The sequence below is a fragment of the Ensifer sp. Root423 genome, assembly GCF_001426275.1.
Lineage (GTDB): Bacteria > Pseudomonadota > Alphaproteobacteria > Rhizobiales > Rhizobiaceae > Ensifer > Ensifer adhaerens.
In genome coordinates this window covers 155,767-172,592 of record NZ_LMEG01000012.1, presented here as the reverse complement: position 1 = coordinate 172,592, position 16,826 = coordinate 155,767, and the positions used below count along the sequence as shown (strand labels likewise).

Genomic DNA, 16,826 nt, shown 5'->3' with positions numbered 1-16,826 from the left:
GTTTTCCAGTCTTGATTTGGTCCACTTAAAGCGAATAGCTACGCAGGCGATTGTCCGACACCCCTGTCCGACCAAGGAGCCCCGCGATGAAAGCGCTTGTCGACCAACTCAAAGCCACCGCCGCTCAAACCAACGCAACCGATATCCGCGCGGCCTTCGCCGCCGACGCAGAACGTTTCGCGCGTTTCAGCACCACGCTCGGCGACCTGCTGCTCGACTATTCGAAATGCGCCGTCAACGACAAGGTGCTGGACGGACTGGAGGCGGTCGCCAGGGCCGCCAAGGTCGAGGAGAAGCGGGACGCCATGTTCCGCGGCGACATCATCAACATCACCGAGGAGCGCGCCGTGCTGCACACGGCGCTGCGCAACCGCGGCAACCGCCCGATCCTCGTCGACGGCAAGGACGTGATGCCCGATGTCAACGGCGTGCTTGCCGCCATGGGCGCCTTTGCCGACGGCATCCGCTCGGGCGCGCTGAAAGGTGCGACCGGCAAGAAGATCACCGACGTCGTCAACATCGGCATCGGCGGCTCGGACCTCGGTCCTGTCATGGCGACGTTGGCGCTTGCGCCCTTCCACGACGGCCCGCGCCTGCACTTCGTTTCCAACATCGATGGCGCCCATATCGCCGATACGCTGAAGCTGATCGATCCGGAAACCTCGCTCTTCATCATCGCCTCGAAGACCTTCACCACCATCGAGACGATGACCAACGCGGCGACCGCCCGCGCCTTCATCGCCGATAAGCTCGGCGAGGCTGCCGTCGGCCATCACTTCGCAGCCGTTTCGACCGCGCTCGACAAGGTCGCCGCCTTTGGCATCGACCAGGCCCGCGTCTTCGGCTTCTGGGATTGGGTCGGCGGGCGCTACTCGATCTGGTCGGCGATCGGCCTGCCGCTGATGATCGCCGTCGGCAAGGAGAATTTCGGCCGCTTCCTCGATGGCGGCCACGCCATAGACGAACATTTCCGCACCGCACCGATCCGTCAGAACATACCGGTCCTGCTCGGCCTTCTCGGCTTCTACCATCGCAACGTGCTCGGCTACCCGTCGCGGGCGATCCTGCCCTATGACCAGCGCCTGTCGCGCTTCCCCGCCTATCTGCAGCAGCTCGATATGGAATCGAACGGCAAGGCGGTGACGCTTGAGAGCACGCCGGTCGAATACTCGACCGGCCCGGTCGTCTGGGGCGAGCCCGGCACCAACGGCCAGCACGCCTTCTACCAGCTGATCCACCAGGGCACGGACGTCATTCCCGCCGAGTTCATGATCGCCGCCAACGGCCACGAGAAGAACCTGCGTCACCAGCACGAGCTGCTGATCGCCAATTGCCTGGCCCAGTCGGAAGCGCTGATGAAGGGCCGCACGCTCGCGGAAGCCAAGGCGCAGCTGACCGCCAAGGGTATGGCCGATTCCAAGGCCGACAAGATTGCGCCGCACCGCGTCTTCACCGGCAATCGCCCGTCGCTGACGATCGTCTATGACCAGCTCGATGCCTTCGCGCTCGGCCGCCTGATCGCGCTTTACGAGCACCGCGTCTTCGTCGAGGGCGCGCTCTTCAACATCAATTCCTTCGACCAGTGGGGCGTCGAGCTCGGCAAGGAGCTGGCGACCGGCCTGCTTCCCGTCGTCGAAGGTAAGGAAAGCGCCGAAGGTCACGATTCGTCGACGGCGGGTCTGGTGGCAGCCTTGCTGAAAGCCGCCCATTAAACAAATCCGCAGGGTTCTCCCCGGAACCGCACCGCTGAAGACGATAGAGGCCTGAGGCGCTTTTCGCGCCTCGGGCCTCGTGATTTTGCACAACCCGGCAACGTCGTGGCGCCGGGTTTCAGCACCTCCATCAGATCGAGCTTCAACAGCAGCGGAAAATAGTCCGTGTCCGACCCCATCTGCATCCAGGCATTGACCATGACCTTTCGGCAACGTCCGGAGAACCGGCCGACAGGCTGCCGCGGTTAGGCTCGCCCCGTTTCGAGCGTGCGATCTTTTCCTGCAACAGCCGCAAGCGCGCAGCGTCCGCTTCGGCGAGAGCCAGGAGATAGAGCGTTTCTCCCGGTGGCACGCGGCTCCCGAGCGCCGCAGCCGGCACACTGCCCGCGTGGACGTCGAGCGCATAGCTCTGGCTTTCCGCAGGCGCGCTCCCCTCCTGCCAGGAAAGCTCCAGGGCCGCATCCAACATCACAATTGACGGCAATTATTTATTGTTCTACGATAAAAATACAAGTGAAACGATAAGGGACTTTGTATGACGAACTCCGCCGAGAGGCTGCGCAAGCTCAGCCGCTTCATGAAGCTCATGATCATATTGTGCGGAGCGTTGTTCTGTTCGGCGGTCGTCTACACGCATTGGCAGATCTTCTTCGACCGGCAAGGCTTCGAACAGGGCGTTCGCGACATCGTCTTCCCTCGGGTCGAGATCATCACTCTGTCCTATCGAGCCATCGGGACCGTCGCCTTTCTGGCCGCGATCAACAACGCGCTCGTCATTGCCGGCCTCGCATTCGCCTGGCAGCTTTTCGACAGCTTCCAGCGCGGCGAGATCCTGTCCGGCCGCAATGGCGTGCTGTTGCGGCGGGTGGGACTGACCGCCCTTTTCGGCTCGCTGTGCATGACCGTCAGCAATGGGATCGGCATCCTCGCTGTCACCTATGACAACCCGGGCACCACGGGACATGCGGTGATGTTCGACATCAATGGCGGCACGATGATCGTGCTTCTAATGGCCGGGCTCGTCGTCGGCCTCGGCCATGTCATGGTCATAGCATCAGGGGTCGAGGCGGAGAACAGGAGCTTCGTCTAGCCCATGCCGATTGTCGTCAATCTCGATGTGATGCTGGCGAAACGCAAGGTTCGTTCACGCGATCTTGCCGAACAGGTGGGGATCACCGAGCAGAACATCTCGCTGCTGAAATCCGGAAAAGTGAAGGGCGTGCGCTTCGACACGCTGGAAAAGATCTGCGCAGCACTCGACTGCCAGCCGGGCGATATCCTGGAATACCGCCCGGACCCGGACTAACGATCAAAGACCGATTTCATGCTTCCACGGCGGGTTGGCGCCGGCGCGCGAGACCGTGACGGCCGCCGCCTTGGCGCCGAGCGCCAGCGCGTTGCGAACGGCGGTTTCAGTGAGGCCGGCGACATCGGCCTTGCTCAGGAGACCGGCGAGCTTCAGCGATGCCAGCACGCCGGCATCGAAAGTGTCGCCGGCACCGACCGTATCGACCACGGTCACGCGCTCACCGGCAACCTCGACCTTGTGGCGGGCGGTATAACCGACGGCGCCATCGGCGCCCTTGGTAATCAGCACCAGCTTGGGGCCGCGCCTCAGCCAATCGGCGGCGAGATCGTCGTGGCTGCCCTCCATGCCGAACCAGGCAAGATCCTCGTCGGAGAACTTGATGATATCCGACATCGCCGCCATGCGGTTCATGCGGGCGAGATGAGCCTCTCGGTCCTTGATGAAACCGGGGCGGATATTCGGATCGAAAGAAATGACCCGCTTTTCATGCTCGCGCGTCATCAATGCTTCGTAGGTCGAGCCGCAGGGCTCGGGGATCAGGCTGATCGCGCCAAAATGCAGTGCCTCACAGAAATCGCCGAGCGTTGGCAGGTGCTCGCGGGTGATCATGCGGCCGGCAGTGTTTTCATCGAAGAAGGCGTAGCTGGCATGGCCGTTGACCAGCTTGACGAAGGCAAGCGTCGTGTGCAGCGACAGCGTCGCGCAGGGGCCGAAATCGACATTCGCTGCCTTCAGCGTGTCGCGCAGGATATCGCCGAACATGTCGTCGGAGAGACCCGTGAAAAAGCCGGTCTGGATGCCGAGGCGGCCAAGGGCGATCGCCGTGTTGAAGATCGCGCCGCCGGCATAGGGCGCAAAGGCACTCTCGCCCGCGGTCGTGTCCCGCGGCAGCATGTCGATCAGCGCTTCTCCGCAGCATACGATCATCGGCTTATCCTCCTCGACAGATTTTCAATCGATTTAAAAATTATGACTGAAGACGCTACGAGGCCCCGGCAGAACCGAGGCCTCGCCAGAGATTACGCCAAGGCGCTGACGCCGCCGTTGCGGCCCGACCAGGCGAGCGGCGCGTTGAGGAAGGCCTCGACCTCACCGAGCGTCTTTTCGTCGAACAGCTTCTGCTCGCGGGCGACCGCAAGCACGTTGCGCCATGTGGCGATCCAGTGCAGGTCGACGCCCTTGCCTTTCATCTCGCCGACCGCTTCCGGGAAGATGTCGTAGTAGAAGAGCGCAATGCCGTGGTCGACGATGCCACCGGCTGCGCGGATCGCGTCGATGAACTTGAACATCGAGCCACCAGCCGTCGTCAGGTCCTCGATGACGAGAACGCGGGCGCCTTCCGGCATATGGCCTTCGATCTGGGCGTTGCGGCCGTGGCCCTTGGGCGCCTTGCGCACATAGATCATCGGCAGACCGAGACGTTCGGCAAGCATGGCGGCGAAGGGAATGCCGGCGGTTTCGCCGCCTGCAACCATGTCGAACTTCTCAAAACCGGCTTCGCGCAGGATCGACGCTGCAGCAAAATCCATCACCGCCGAACGGATGCGCGGATAGGAAATCAGCTTGCGGCAGTCGATATAGACGGGGCTCGCCATGCCGGACGACAGCTTGTAGGGCTTGTCGGCGCTGAAATGCACGGCCTTGATCTCCCAGAGCATCTTGGCGACCAGCTCGGCCATGACGGCCTTGTCGGTGAACGCGTTGGAAAACATCAAACTCTCCTTCAAAACTTCAAGCGATCAAACGACGGCCCAGTGCAGCGGGAACATCGGATCGAAAACGGTGACCGGACCGGCACCGGTCTCGATCTTCTTGGGATAGGTGACAGCCTCTGCCTGTTTCCTGAGCGTGATCGTTTCCTCGTTCACCGGCAGCCCGTACCAGGCGGGACCGTTCAGCGAGGCGAAAGTTTCGAGCTTGTCGAGCGCGCCCTCCTCTTCGAACACATGCGCCAGGCAGCTCATGGTGTTGATCGAGGTGTAGATGCCGGCGCAGCCGCAGGCGCATTCCTTCAGCGGATCGACGTGCGGTGCGGAGTCCGTGCCGAGGAAGAAGCGCTTGTCGCCGGAGACGGCAGCCGCGCGCAATGCCAGGCGGTGGTTCTCGCGCTTGGCGACCGGCAGGCAGTAATAGTGTGGCTTGATCCCACCGACGAGAATGGCGTTGCGGTTGATGATCAGGTGATGGGTGGTGATCGAACCCGCGAGGTTCGCCTTCGACGCCTTGATGTAGTCGATGCCGTCCTTGGTGGTGACGTGCTCCATCGTCACCTTCAGTTCCGGCAGGCGCTTGCGCAAGGGATCGAGCACGGTCTCGATGAACACGGCCTCGCGGTCGAAGATGTCGACATCAGAGCTGGTGACTTCGCCATGCACGCAGAGCGGCAGGCCGATCTTTGCCATGCGCTCCAGCACCGGCATCGCCTCGTCGATGTTGCGCACGCCGCTGTGCGAGTTGGTCGTCGCACCTGCCGGGTAGAGCTTGACCGCCTTGACGAGACCGCTCTTGTGGCCGGCTTCGACGTCGTCGGGATTGGTGCCTGCGGTCAGGTAGAGCGTCATCAGCGGCTCGAACCGGTCCCCGGCCGGGATCGCTGAGACGATACGTTCGCGATAGGCGGAGGCGTCTGCGGTCGTGACGACAGGCGGCACCAGGTTGGGCATGATGATCGCGCGGGCGAAATGGCGGCTGGTATCGGCGATAACGCCCTTCAGCATGTCGCCGTCGCGCAAATGAAGGTGCCAATCATCCGGGCGGCGGATAACGAGGTCTTGCATGGTCAGCGTTCTCCTAGGTCAGAGCAGGCGCAGACGGAAAACCGCAGCCCCGGGCTCGCGCCCGATCCGCGCGCGCAGCTTTGCGAGCCGGCGGGTACGCGGGTGGCGGGCGGTTTCTCATGTGGTGGAACCGCGTCTCGATATCACCAATGCGCCCGCAAACACAATCCGCAATCCGACCATCGCTCAGAAATCCGCAAGCACCAGATCCGCCGCCCGCTGATGGTCGACCACGCGATGCGCGTTCGGGATGTCGTTACCGAGAGCCTTGCGCTTCGCCGCTTCCTCGTCATAGCCGTGATCGAACCAGCGCTGCAAAAGCCGCCGCTCCAGTTCTGCCACGCCGGGATTGATGAAGATCGAGAAATCGAAGGCGCCTTCGAGCCTGTCCCACGGCGCCTCGTCGAGCAGCAGGTAGTTGCCCTCGACCAGGATGATGCGGGTCTCGGGCGCAACGATCCTGGCAGAGGCGATCGCGATCTCGCGCGAGCGGTCGAAGACCGGAACCAGCACCTCGCCGTCATTGGCGCGCACCGCGGCGACCGTCGAAAGAAAAGCCCTGACGTCGAATGTCTCCGGCGACCCCTTCCGTGGGAGGAGACCTTTTTCCTCAAGAACGGCATTGTCCATGTGAAAGCCGTCCATCGGCAGAACCGCCGCCCTTTCGCCGCCGGCAACCAGGGTTTCGGCCAGCGCCTCGGCCAGCGTCGACTTCCCGGCACCGGGCGGCCCGGCGATGGCGACGACGAAGCGGGCGGCACCGGCCGCCCGTTTCAGGATTTCGTTTGCAATCGGCTCGACATTCATGCCGCAAGCGCCTCGCGCGGCGGCTCCTTCGCCCCGGTCATGAAGGCAACCGCATCCGACATCGTATGCTCCTTCGGATTGATGACGCAGAGACGCTTGCCGAGACGGTGAACGTGGATGCGGTCGGCCACCTCGAACACATGCGGCATGTTGTGCGAGATCAAGACGATCGGCAGGCCGCGCGAGCGCACGTCGAGGATCAACTCCAGCACCCGCCGGCTTTCCTTGACGCCGAGTGCCGCCGTCGGCTCGTCCATGATCACCACCTTGGAGCCGAAGGCCGCGGCCCGCGCCACGGCCACGCCCTGGCGCTGGCCGCCCGAGAGCGTTTCCACCGCCTGGTTGATGTTCTGGATCGTCATCAGCCCGAGTTCGGACAGTTTCGCCCGCGCCCGCTTTTCCATTTCCGCGCGATCGAGGGTGCGGAAAAGCTTGCCCATGATGCCAGGTTTGCGGATTTCGCGGCCGAGGAACATGTTGTCGGCGATCGACAGCGCCGGCGACAGCGCCAGGTTCTGATAGACCGTTTCGATGCCGGCCGTTCGCGCTTCCATCGGCGAACGGAAGTTGATCAGTTGGCCCTCAAGCCGGATCTCGCCCTCATCCGGCGTGATAGCGCCGGAGATCGCCTTGATCATCGAGGACTTGCCGGCACCGTTGTCGCCAATCACGGCGAGGATCTCGCCGGGATAGAGATCGAAATCGGCATGATCGAGGGCGGTGACGCGACCGTAACGCTTGACCAGGCCGCGCGCGGTGAGAATGGGTTCCTGAGCCATCAGCCTGCTACCTTTCTGATCCATTGGTCGATTGCGACGGCGGTGATGATCAAGACGCCGGTGAGGAAGACTTTCCACTGCGGATCGGCGCCGAGCATGTTGAGCCCCATGGAGACGACGCCGACGATCATCGCGCCGATCAGTGTGCCGAGGATCGACCCGCGGCCGCCGAAGAGCGAGATGCCGCCGATCACGGCTGCGGTGATGGCCTGCAGATTGTAGTCGGTGACGGCGGCGGACGGCGAGATCGAGCCATTGCGGCCGATCGAGACCCAGGCGGCAAGTGCCGCGATCAGGCCGGCAAGCGTATAGGCACTCAGAAGCACGCGGCTGGTGCGGATACCCGAGAGCTTCGCCGCCTCCGGATCGTCGCCAACGGCATAGAGGTGGCGGCCCCAGGCGGTGTGGTTCAGCGCGTACCAGAGGCCGAAGACCAGCACGACCATCATCACCACGCCGAGCGTGAAGACGGCGGAGCCCACCTTGAAGCTGACGCCGAAGAGGTGGAGCATCTGGGTGACGGCCGTCACGTCGGCCTCGCGGATCGTCGCGTTGGCCGAATAGATGAAGTTCGTCGACATGATGACATACCAGGTGCCGAGCGTGACGATGAACGGCGGAAGCTTGACCCTGGAGACGAGGAAGCCGTTGAGGAAGCCGCAGGCGCCGCCGACGACGAAGCCGATGAAGATCGCGATCGGTGCCGGAAGGCCGTAGGTGACGGCGCAATTGCCCATGATCACAGCCGACAGCACCATGATGACACCGATCGAAAGATCGATGCCGGCGGTCAGGATCACCAGCGTCTGTGCGGCACCAAGAATGCCGACGATGGCGATCTGCTGAAGGATCAGGGTCAGGGTGTAGGACGAGAAGAACTTACCCCCGATGGCGATGCCGAAGATCAGGATCGCTGCAATCAGCACGATGAACGGCACGGCGGCCGGCGTCGAATGCAGGAAATGCTGGATCTTCTGGACCGCTGTCTTGTCATGCGTATCGAACGACGCGACCTGCGTCGAACTGTTGACCAGGACTTTCTCGAATTCCTGGGATGGCTGCGCGGCTGTGTTGGGCTCGCCCATGGACCTTCCTCCCGTGAACCCCACTCCCAAGGGGTTGCGATGGTGTCGTGCACAGCCCGCCCACAATGACGCGGGCAATAGCACTCTTTAAAAGCTGCGCGGTTTTCGTCGCCTTGTCAAAGACATCGGCGCTTACGCGAAGGGCGGCCGGGGCCGCCCTTCCGTTGCCTTTACATGGTGACGGTAGAAGGCGGGCAATCAGCCCCAGCACTTCTCCGTGCCGACCTTGGTATCGATCGATTCGACGCCGGCTGCCGGCTTGTCGGTGACGAGCGAGACGCCGGTATCGAAGAAGTCCTTGCCTTCCGTCGGCTTCGGCTTCTCACCGGTATCGGCGAACTTCTTGATCGCCTCGATGCCGAGAGCCGCCATCATCAGCGGGTACTGCTGCGACGTTGCGCCGATGACACCTTCGGCGACCGACTTGACGCCCGGGCAACCGCCGTCGACCGAAACGATCAGCACGTCCTTTTCCTTGCCGACGGCCTTCAGCGCCTGATAAGCGCCGACGGCGGCCGGCTCGTTGATGGTGTGGATGACGTTGATATCAGGATCCTTCTGCAGAAGGTTCTCCATCGCCTTGCGGCCGCCTTCCTCGTTGCCGTTGGTGACGTCGTGGCCGACGATGCGCGGATCGTCCTCGTCGCCGATCTTGTTCGGATCCTTCGTGTCGATGCCGAAGCCCATCATGAAGCCCTGGTCGCGCAGAACGTCGACTGTCGGCTGCGACGGCGTCAGGTCGAGGAAGCCGATCTTGGCGGTCTTGGCACCATCACCCATGGTGGCGGCTGCCCACTGGCCGATCAGCTTGCCGGCGAGCAGGTTGTCGGTGGCAAAGGTCGCGTCGGCGGCGGTTGCCGGATCGAGCGGCGTGTCGAGCGCGATCACGAGCAGACCGGCTTCCTGCGCCTTCTTGACCTGATCGACGATCGCCTTGGTGTCGGAGGCGGCGATCAGGATGCCTTTGGCACCGTCTGCAATGCAGGATTCGACCGCAGCCACCTGGCTGTCATGGTCGCCGTCGATCTTGCCGGCATAGGACTTCAGCGTCACGCCGAGTTCCTTGGCCTTGGCAGTCGCGCCCTCCTTCATCTTGACGAAGAAGGGATTGGTGTCGGTCTTGGTAATCAGGCAGGCGCCGACATCGGCGGCTTGCGCGGGCATGGCGAAGACAACGCCAAGCGACAGCGCGCCAAAAGCAGCGGAAAGAACAGTCTTCTTCATGAAATCCTCCCAAGGATTGAAAATCGTGCCGGCGGACCGGCCCTGGCTACACCACCGCAGCATTCTCCTCCGCTGCAACTGGCGCTTCCGAGACAAAAACAAACACTAAATTTCCGGAGTGTCAATAAATAAATCAAATTGAATTATTATTTCGATGTGGCATTCTTGGGATGATAGCGCTCCACCGGAGGATTGGCGCGCCGACCAAATTGACAGAGCCGCGACAAGTGGAAACAAGAGACCTGCGCCAAGCGGGCGGCAGAACGGGGTGAGGAACTATGCAGGCGGTTTGCGCCCGCATCCCGCTCACATAATCCAATGCCAACGGGAGGAGACGGTGGCATGTCACTGACAGACGGCCCCGACCGGGGACCGACGCAACCTGAAGTCATCGATCCGAGCGGCGGCGCCAACCAGACGCGCGTGCGCGCCTACAACGAACGGCTGGTCATGTCGCTGGTCCGGCGCCACGGCGGCCTCTCCAAGGCCGACATTGCCCGGCGCTCCGGCCTGTCGGCGCAGACCGTTTCGGTGATCATGCGCGCGCTCGAAAGCGACGGCCTTCTGGTCAAAGGCGATCCCGTCAGAGGCAAGGTCGGCCAGCCCTCGACGCCGATGCGGCTCAACCCAGACGCGGTCTATTCCTTTGGCGTCAAGATCGGCCGGCGCAGCGCCGATCTGGTGCTGATGGATTTCGTCGGCAACATCCGGCTGCATCTGCACCACGTGCATGCCTACCCACTGCCCGGCGACCTCGTCGATTTCATCATTTCCGGCATGGCGAAGCTCGAACAGCAGCTTGGCCCCGACCAGCGCAAGCGCATCGCCGGCATCGGCATCGCCACCCCCTTCGAGCTCTGGAACTGGGCCGAAGAAGTGGGCGCGCCGCGCGAAGAGATGAACAGGTGGCGCGACGTCGACCTGCAGGCGGCGGTCGCTGCCCGTACCACCTATCCGGTGTTTCTGCAGAACGACGGCACCAGCGCCTGCGGTGCCGAGCTCGCCTTCGGCGTCGGCGCCAGCTATCCGGATTTCGTCTATTTCTATATCGGCTCGTTCATCGGCGGCGGTGTTGTGCTGAACTCCGCACTCTTCTCCGGGCGAACAGGAACGGCTGGCGCCGTCGGTCCGCTGCCGGTCTCGGGCAAGGACGGCAAGACCATCCAGCTGCTCAAGATCGCCTCGGTCTTCGTGCTCGAAAACCTCTTGCGCGAACGCGGCATCGATCCGCGGCCGCTCTGGTACTCGGCCGACGACTGGATCGACTTCGGCGAACCGCTCGACATCTGGATCGACGACTGCGGCGCAGCCCTCGCCCAGGCCGTCGTCTCCGCCGTTTCGATCGTCGACTTCTCGGCCGTCGTCATCGACGGCGGCTTCCCGCCCTGGGTGCGGGCGCGGCTGCTTTCCGCCACGCGCAAAGCGCTCTACGACCTCGACCTTCAGGGTGTAACCATTCCCGAACTGGTGGAAGGCATGGTCGGCAGCCATGCGCGCGCCATCGGCGGCGCGAGCCTGCCGCTCTTTTCCCGCTACCTGCTCGACACCAATGTCCTCTTCAAGGAGCTCGGCTGATGCTGAAAGGCCTAAACCCGATCCTCAGTCCCGAACTGCTCGCAACGCTGCGAGCGATGGGCCACGGCGACGAGATCGCGCTGGTGGATGGCAACTACCCCGGCCAGGAACATGCGCGCCGTCTCATCCGGCTCGACGGGCACCCGCTGATCCCCGTGCTCGACGCTATCTTGAGCGTCTTGCCGATCGACGATTTTGTGCCCGAGGCGATCTTCCGCGCCACTGTCAAACAGGACAAGGACACGCTCGACCCGGTCCACCAAGAGATCGTCGCGTGCTGCGGCAAGCACGAACCGAACCGCCGCGTTGTGCCTCTGCTCGGCGCCGATTTCTATCCGCGCGTCAGGGCCGCCCACACGCTGGTCCAGACGAGCGAGCCACGGCTTTACGGCAACGTCATCCTGCGCAAGGGCGTGATTTATCCCTGAGACTTCGCACACAACGAAAAAAGCCCGCCGGCGAACCGGCGGGCCTTGCATTTCATCAAGTGAAATCCGTGCCTCAGGCGCCGCGCTTGTCGATCGACAGCGCGCCCGGGCCAAAGGCGGCGAGCACGAGGAAGCCACCGGCGACCGAGATGTTCTTCATCATCATCAGGCTGTTGAAGACGCTCAGCAGGCCGTTGGCTTCCGGCGGGAAGGTCGGAATGTTGATCGCACCGCTATGGAAGACGAAGGCGGTCACGAGCGTGAAGGCCGCCAGCAGGTAGGCCGCAATCTTCGTCTGGAAACCGACGAGAACGGCAAGACCGGCAACCAGTTCGAAGGCGCCGGCGAGATAGGCAAGCAGCGTCGGCGCGGGCCAGCCGGCACCGGTGATCATTCCGGCGGTCGCCGACGGATCGGTGAGCTTGCCGAAACCGGCCGTGATAAACATGATCGAAAGCAGGATGCGTCCGACGAGGACGACAACATTCTGAGACATGGAAGACTCCTGTGAGAAACGGTTCGTTGGCAACAGAAGTATCAGTATTTTCAAAATCATCTAGCCGTTGCGCGGGCGACAGATCGTTCACAAAAATGAAACGCCGATGACGCATCGTCAACCTTCTATCGGCCACTTCTCGACGCAGGACTGCAAGGCAATGCGGAACTACAACGACGGCGCCTCGTTCTTTTATGTTGCAACGACGGAGCGGCTGGGCGAAGAATTTCGGCGCGGCAGGGGACGCCGCGCGGGGGAATGTCATGAACGAAATCAACAGGAGCCCGGCATTCTGGCGCTCGTTTCCGATCTTTGAAGAATTCGACAAGGACGCTATCGCCGAACTTGCCAATATCGCGACCTATCGGAAATGGCCGGCCGGCACCGTGATCTTCCAGCGCGGAGACGAAGGCAATTACATGATTGTCGTCATCTCCGGGCGCATCAAGCTGTCGCTGATCACGCCGCAGGGCCGCGAACTGATGCTGCGCCAGCACGAAGCCGGCGCGATCTTCGGCGAGATGGCGGTGCTCGACGGTCAGACCCGTTCGGCCGATGCGACCGCCACGACCGCCTCCGAGGGCTATGTAATCGGCAAGAAGGCCTTTCTCGACATCGTCACCAATCGACGGGAGGCGGCCGAAGCGGTCATCCGCTTTCTCTGCGCCCAGCTTCGCGACACGACGGAGCGGCTGGAAACCATCGCGCTTTACGACCTCAACGCCCGGGTGGCGCGCTTCTTCCTCGCGACCCTCCGGCAGATCCACGGCAACGAATTGCCGGAAAGTGCCAATCTCAGGCTGACCATGAGCCAGACGGACATCGCCGGCGTGCTCGGCGCCAGCCGACCCAAGGTCAACCGCGCCATCCAGTGGCTTGAGGAGAGCGGTGCGATCAAGCGCAACGAAGGCATCATCGCCTGCAAGGTCGGTCGCCTGCAGAGCATCGCTGACCCCGAGGAGGACTAGACCGCATGGTCGTTGAGCCACGCCGGCGTTTGCGTTTCACGCCGCTCGCCGGCGGTTGCCTCACGAGCCTGCTTGCGGCCATAGCACTCTATCTCTACGCCGGACCGCTGTTCGAAACCCAGCGCGAGTTGTTCTTCGACAGTCTGACGCAATGGGTTCCTGCCCCCCAGTCGCCCGACCTCGTCGTCGTCGACATCGACCGGCAGGCCCACCAGTCGCGCCCTTCGGGTGAATGGGACCGGACAGCGACCGCCGAGCTTCTGTCGCGACTCGCGACCGCGGGCGCCAAGGTGATTGCAGTCGATTTCGTCTTCAGCGCCGATTGCGACCCCAGCTCCGACGGCAACCCGGCGCTTGCCGCAGCACTTTCGAAGACCGCCGTCGTTCTCGGTTTTCTCGTCGCCGATACGGTGCAGGAGCTGCCGCGTCCCGTGCCGCCGCTGGCGCTCAGCCGACCCTTCACCGCGCCCGAACTGTGGTTTCTCGACGGCGCGGAAACGTCATGCCGGGCCTTCATGGATCAGGCGAGTGCGGCGGCGGCCTCGTTTCTCGTCGGCGACGAGGATGCGCGCATACGCCGGGTTCAGGCCTATGCCATCCTCGGCAACGACGCCTATCCGACGCTGGCGATCGAAGCGGCCCGGCAGATGCGGGGCGGCGGCACGCCCATCCTCGGCGGCCAGCCGGCCTGGATGCGCATCGACGGGCAAACGATCTTGCTCGACGACACCGGAAGCCTGCGTTTCGTCGCAAGTTCTCAGGAACGGCTCAGCGAACGTACGGTTTCGGCGGCCGACGTCTTGTCCGGCAAGGCTTTGCCCGAACGCTTCGCCGGCAAACTCGTGCTGATCGGCAGCAGCCTGCCAAGCCTCGGAGGCCTCAGACCGAGCGCCTCGATGCCGCTCGAACCCTCGGTGCAGATCCACGCCGACATCGCCAACGCGATCATGACCGGCTTCCTGCCGCAGCGCGACGGCCGATTGCCGCTTGCCGAAGCCGTGGCCGCACTTGTCGCCGGCCTCGGCATCGCCTTTGCCGCCACCCGCCTGCGGCCGCTGACATCGGCGGCGCTCGGCCTTTGCACCGTCGCCGCCGCGGTCGCTGCATCTGCCGTCGTCTACGATGCCAGCGGCTGGCTCATCGATGCCGTCAGCGTCTCGGTCGCGCTTATTGCCGTCCTCGCGGTGACCAGCGTCCTGCAATTTGCCCAGGTCCGGCGCGCGGAAGCGACGGCCCGGCAGAAGTTTTCGCAATATCTGCCGCAGTCGGTGGTCGCCCGCTACATCGACAATCCCGGACTTGCCCGCATGGCTGGCGAGGAGCGCCAGGTGACCGCGCTCTTTACCGACATCGAGAGCTTTTCCACTCTGTCGCAGAGGCTCAAGCCGCGGGAGCTCATCGCCTTGCTCGACATCTATTTTGCCGAAGTCAACGCGCTGGTAGCCGACCATGGCGGCATGGTCGACAAGGTGGTGGGCGATGCGGTGCACGCGTTCTTCAACGCCCCGGAGGATCTGGCTGATCATGTCGACAGGGCCATCGATTGCGCCAAGGCGATCCATGCGCTGACGGAAGAGATGCGCAGGCGTCCGCAGTTCGCCTCCAACGGTTTCGGCCGTACGCGGATCGGGATCGAGACCGGACCGGCCGTCGTCGGCGAGGTCGGCGCCGGCGGCAAGCTCGACTACACGGCCCACGGCGATGCGATCAATCTGGCGGCACGCCTTCAGGAGGCAAACAAGTTTCTCGGCACGGCGATCTGCGTCGGGCCCGCTGCCGCTCAGGAAAGCAAAAGGCCGCTTCGCCCGCTTGGCAGCCACGAGATCCGCGGGTTCTCGACGATGGAACTGTTCACGGTCGCCGACTGAGGCGGCGCGCCGTCTGCACCCGCCGCTTCGGATAATGTCGGCGTCAGCTCAGCGCGTCAGGCCGACGCTGGCATAGGCCTCCTTGATGCGCGCCTCGCCCCAGTTGGCGGGCTCGCTCGGGACGTCCCCGCGATGATGAAACTCCACCCCCTGCCCCGCAGCGACGATCTTGGTTACGCCGCCGCGCGCGACCGAAACGCTTCCATGTTCGACGAAGACGGCAAAGGCGGCCCGGCTCGGACCACAGAAGAACTTGGTGCCGCGCACGCCGATCATGCCGAAGGCCGTGCGGACGGCGACATCGACCTTCGGCAACCCCTCAGGCCGGTCGAAGACCATGCGGCCCGTTCCAAGCTCGAGCGTGCCGCCCTGCCCGGCAATGAAGCTATCGACGAGCAGTTCGGTTTCGGCGCCCAGAAGCACGCGCGTATCCGTGCCCAGATTCAAGGTTGCAAAACTCTCGGCGTTCGTGTGCACGCGGTCGTTCTCGAACAGCTGACCGCCGACGGCGAGTGGCTTATCCTTTTTTGCCTGCCTCAGCCGGACATCGCCGCGGATCTCCGTTGCCTCGCCAAGGGCTGAGCCTGCCCAGGCGGGCGTAGCACCACCGCCGGCCGCCGTCAGCAACAGACCGCCGACGACGACGCGCCGGCTCACCAGCATCTTGCGCATCGACGCTGCCAGATCTTCCATCGCTTATCTCCCGTATCGCTGCCGCCTTGCGAGGATAGCCCCGGCGCTCCCGGATGCAAGCGGGCGCAGGGCCGGCCCGCAGCAGTCCCTCCCCACTTCGCCCGAGCTTTCGTTGCCGGGCTGTTCCCGCCGGAACAGCCGTCTCCAACGAGCAGGGATAAGTTCACCGTCAAGAGAAGGGAGAGCTTCATGGAAAATCGCAGCGCATCCGGCACCCGCATCATCAACGCCGTATTCCTGGCTGTCGTCAGCTTGCTGGCGGTTGCTGCGATCGCACTTCCTTCAGCCCGCGCCGCCGAGCTTTCCGCAGCCGACGTCTGCGACCGCGAGGCAGGCAGCATTTTCGACCTGCAACGCAATATGGTCTTCCCGGCCGTTGCCACTGAGGACATCAAGATCGGCGTCGCGCTGTCGGCCTGCCGCGAGGCCTATAACCAGAAGAGTGGCGCCCGCACCGAGTTTCAGCTGGCCCGCGTTCTCGACAAGGCCGGCCAGAAGATCCAGTCGCAACGCATTCTCGGCGAAGCCGCCGAACATGGCCACGCGCTGGCCATGACCAACTATGCCGTTCTCGTCGGCGAAGAAGGCGATACCGCCACCGAATTCGCGCTGAACCAGAAGGCCGCCGCCGCCGGCAACATTCTCGCCGCCTACAATCTCGGCGTCTCCTATCGCGACGGCATGGGAACCTCGGTCAACGGCGAACTCGCGATCGCATGGTTCGAGCGGGCATCCCTCGCCGGCGACGACGTCGCCGCCTTCAATCTCGCGGTCATCCTTGATGAAGGAAAGCTGGTCGCTGAGGACAACGCGAAGGCCGCCAAGTTCTACCGGCTTGCCGCCGACAGGGGCAATGTCGATGCCATGGTCAATCTCGGCCTGATGCTCGAGAACGGCGAAGGCATCAACAAGGACATCCCCGCGGCACGGGAAATCTTCCGCAAGGCCGCCAATGAAGGCGATGCGTTTGCCGGCCAGAAGCTCGCCGCACTCAGCGTAAGCGATGGGTTTGAGACAGCCATGCTCCCCAAGGCAAGCCGCATCAAGTAATCGAACACGCCTCCCAAGGGCCACGCGGGTCGGAGATCCCATGATCTTCGGCCCG

At 63.4% G+C, this 16,826-nt stretch carries 18 protein-coding genes and 1 pseudogene; 10 read left to right on the top strand and 9 right to left on the bottom strand.

What is annotated here, in order from left to right:
- Positions 1-86: 86 nt before the first annotated feature.
- The 3 genes from pgi to ASD01_RS13450 all read left to right on the top strand — a co-directional run bounded on the left by pgi (position 87) and on the right by ASD01_RS13450 (position 3,018).
- Entirely contained in the window at positions 87-1,712 is a 1,626-nt protein-coding gene (gene pgi, locus ASD01_RS13465; protein ID WP_034797225.1) for a glucose-6-phosphate isomerase, read from the top strand.
- A 535-nt stretch (positions 1,713-2,247) separates the two neighbouring features.
- A complete protein-coding gene (locus ASD01_RS13455) occupies positions 2,248-2,802 on the top strand; it encodes a DUF2975 domain-containing protein (RefSeq protein ID WP_034797227.1) in 555 nt (184 codons plus the stop codon).
- Positions 2,803-2,805: 3 nt separating this feature from the next.
- Positions 2,806-3,018, top strand: a complete 213-nt coding sequence (locus ASD01_RS13450; RefSeq protein ID WP_034797229.1) for a helix-turn-helix domain-containing protein — start codon at positions 2,806-2,808, stop codon at positions 3,016-3,018.
- Between the two features lie 3 nt (positions 3,019-3,021).
- Here ASD01_RS13450 and ASD01_RS13445 read toward each other — a convergent pair whose 3' ends face one another.
- The 7 genes from ASD01_RS13445 to ASD01_RS13415 all read right to left on the bottom strand — a co-directional run bounded on the left by ASD01_RS13445 (position 3,022) and on the right by ASD01_RS13415 (position 9,693).
- Positions 3,022-3,948, bottom strand: a complete 927-nt coding sequence (locus ASD01_RS13445; protein WP_034797231.1) for a carbohydrate kinase family protein — start codon at positions 3,946-3,948, stop codon at positions 3,022-3,024.
- A 92-nt stretch (positions 3,949-4,040) separates the two neighbouring features.
- On the bottom strand, positions 4,041-4,733 hold the full coding sequence (locus ASD01_RS13440; RefSeq protein ID WP_034797234.1) for an orotate phosphoribosyltransferase: 693 nt from the start codon (positions 4,731-4,733) through the stop codon (positions 4,041-4,043).
- A 27-nt stretch (positions 4,734-4,760) separates the two neighbouring features.
- Positions 4,761-5,798: a dihydroorotase gene (gene pyrC, locus ASD01_RS13435; protein WP_034797236.1), complete on the bottom strand. Its 1,038-nt coding sequence runs from the start codon at positions 5,796-5,798 to the stop codon at positions 4,761-4,763.
- A gap of 186 nt (positions 5,799-5,984) precedes the next feature.
- Positions 5,985-6,605, bottom strand: coding sequence for a nucleoside triphosphate hydrolase (locus tag ASD01_RS13430; RefSeq protein WP_034797237.1), 621 nt, complete (start codon positions 6,603-6,605; stop codon positions 5,985-5,987).
- Entirely contained in the window at positions 6,602-7,384 is a 783-nt protein-coding gene (locus ASD01_RS13425; protein ID WP_034797240.1) for an ATP-binding cassette domain-containing protein, read from the bottom strand. The genes ASD01_RS13430 and ASD01_RS13425 overlap by 4 nt, the downstream gene beginning before the upstream one ends.
- Complete coding sequence (locus ASD01_RS13420; protein ID WP_034797242.1) at positions 7,384-8,469, bottom strand: ABC transporter permease; 1,086 nt, start codon at positions 8,467-8,469, stop codon at positions 7,384-7,386. Before ASD01_RS13420 ends, ASD01_RS13425 begins: the two co-directional genes overlap by 1 nt.
- 198 nt (positions 8,470-8,667) lie before the next feature.
- Positions 8,668-9,693: a sugar ABC transporter substrate-binding protein gene (locus tag ASD01_RS13415; RefSeq protein ID WP_034797243.1), complete on the bottom strand. Its 1,026-nt coding sequence runs from the start codon at positions 9,691-9,693 to the stop codon at positions 8,668-8,670.
- A gap of 342 nt (positions 9,694-10,035) precedes the next feature.
- Here ASD01_RS13415 and ASD01_RS13410 point away from each other — a divergent pair, with 342 nt between their 5' ends.
- Together ASD01_RS13410 and ASD01_RS13405 are read left to right on the top strand one after the other, a co-directional pair.
- Positions 10,036-11,268: an ROK family transcriptional regulator gene (locus tag ASD01_RS13410; protein ID WP_034797247.1), complete on the top strand. Its 1,233-nt coding sequence runs from the start codon at positions 10,036-10,038 to the stop codon at positions 11,266-11,268.
- A complete protein-coding gene (locus ASD01_RS13405; protein ID WP_034797249.1) occupies positions 11,268-11,696 on the top strand; it encodes an RbsD/FucU family protein in 429 nt (142 codons plus the stop codon). Before ASD01_RS13410 ends, ASD01_RS13405 begins: the two co-directional genes overlap by 1 nt.
- Before the next feature lie 73 nt (positions 11,697-11,769).
- Here the strand turns inward: ASD01_RS13405 and ASD01_RS13400 are convergent, their stop codons facing one another.
- Positions 11,770-12,192, bottom strand: coding sequence for a DoxX family protein (locus ASD01_RS13400; protein ID WP_034797251.1), 423 nt, complete (start codon positions 12,190-12,192; stop codon positions 11,770-11,772).
- A gap of 106 nt (positions 12,193-12,298) precedes the next feature.
- On the opposite strand from ASD01_RS13400, the gene ASD01_RS35985 reads away from it, so the two are divergent.
- The 3 genes from ASD01_RS35985 to ASD01_RS13390 are packed head-to-tail and all read left to right on the top strand — an operon-like array spanning position 12,299 to position 15,028.
- Positions 12,299-12,508 (top strand): hypothetical protein, encoded by a 210-nt coding sequence (locus tag ASD01_RS35985; protein ID WP_159415575.1) that lies wholly within the window; start codon positions 12,299-12,301, stop codon positions 12,506-12,508.
- Positions 12,456-13,160, top strand: coding sequence for a Crp/Fnr family transcriptional regulator (locus ASD01_RS13395; RefSeq protein ID WP_034797255.1), 705 nt, complete (start codon positions 12,456-12,458; stop codon positions 13,158-13,160). The genes ASD01_RS35985 and ASD01_RS13395 overlap by 53 nt, the downstream gene beginning before the upstream one ends.
- Positions 13,161-13,165: 5 nt before the next feature.
- The gene (locus ASD01_RS13390; RefSeq protein WP_034797257.1) at positions 13,166-15,028 is read left to right on the top strand and encodes a CHASE2 domain-containing protein; all 1,863 of its coding nucleotides are present in this window, start codon (positions 13,166-13,168) and stop codon (positions 15,026-15,028) included.
- Positions 15,029-15,076: 48 nt separating this feature from the next.
- Here ASD01_RS13390 and ASD01_RS13385 read toward each other — a convergent pair whose 3' ends face one another.
- Positions 15,077-15,700 (bottom strand): FecR family protein, encoded by a 624-nt coding sequence (locus ASD01_RS13385; protein WP_034797608.1) that lies wholly within the window; start codon positions 15,698-15,700, stop codon positions 15,077-15,079.
- Positions 15,701-15,910: 210 nt separating this feature from the next.
- Here ASD01_RS13385 and ASD01_RS37395 point away from each other — a divergent pair.
- A pseudogene (locus ASD01_RS37395) lies at positions 15,911-16,456 on the top strand (sel1 repeat family protein); the annotation flags it as partial.
- Positions 16,433-16,771, top strand: coding sequence for a tetratricopeptide repeat protein (locus ASD01_RS37390; protein ID WP_309139233.1), 339 nt, complete (start codon positions 16,433-16,435; stop codon positions 16,769-16,771). The pseudogene ASD01_RS37395 and the gene ASD01_RS37390, both read left to right, overlap by 24 nt.
- Positions 16,772-16,826: the final 55 nt, after the last annotated feature.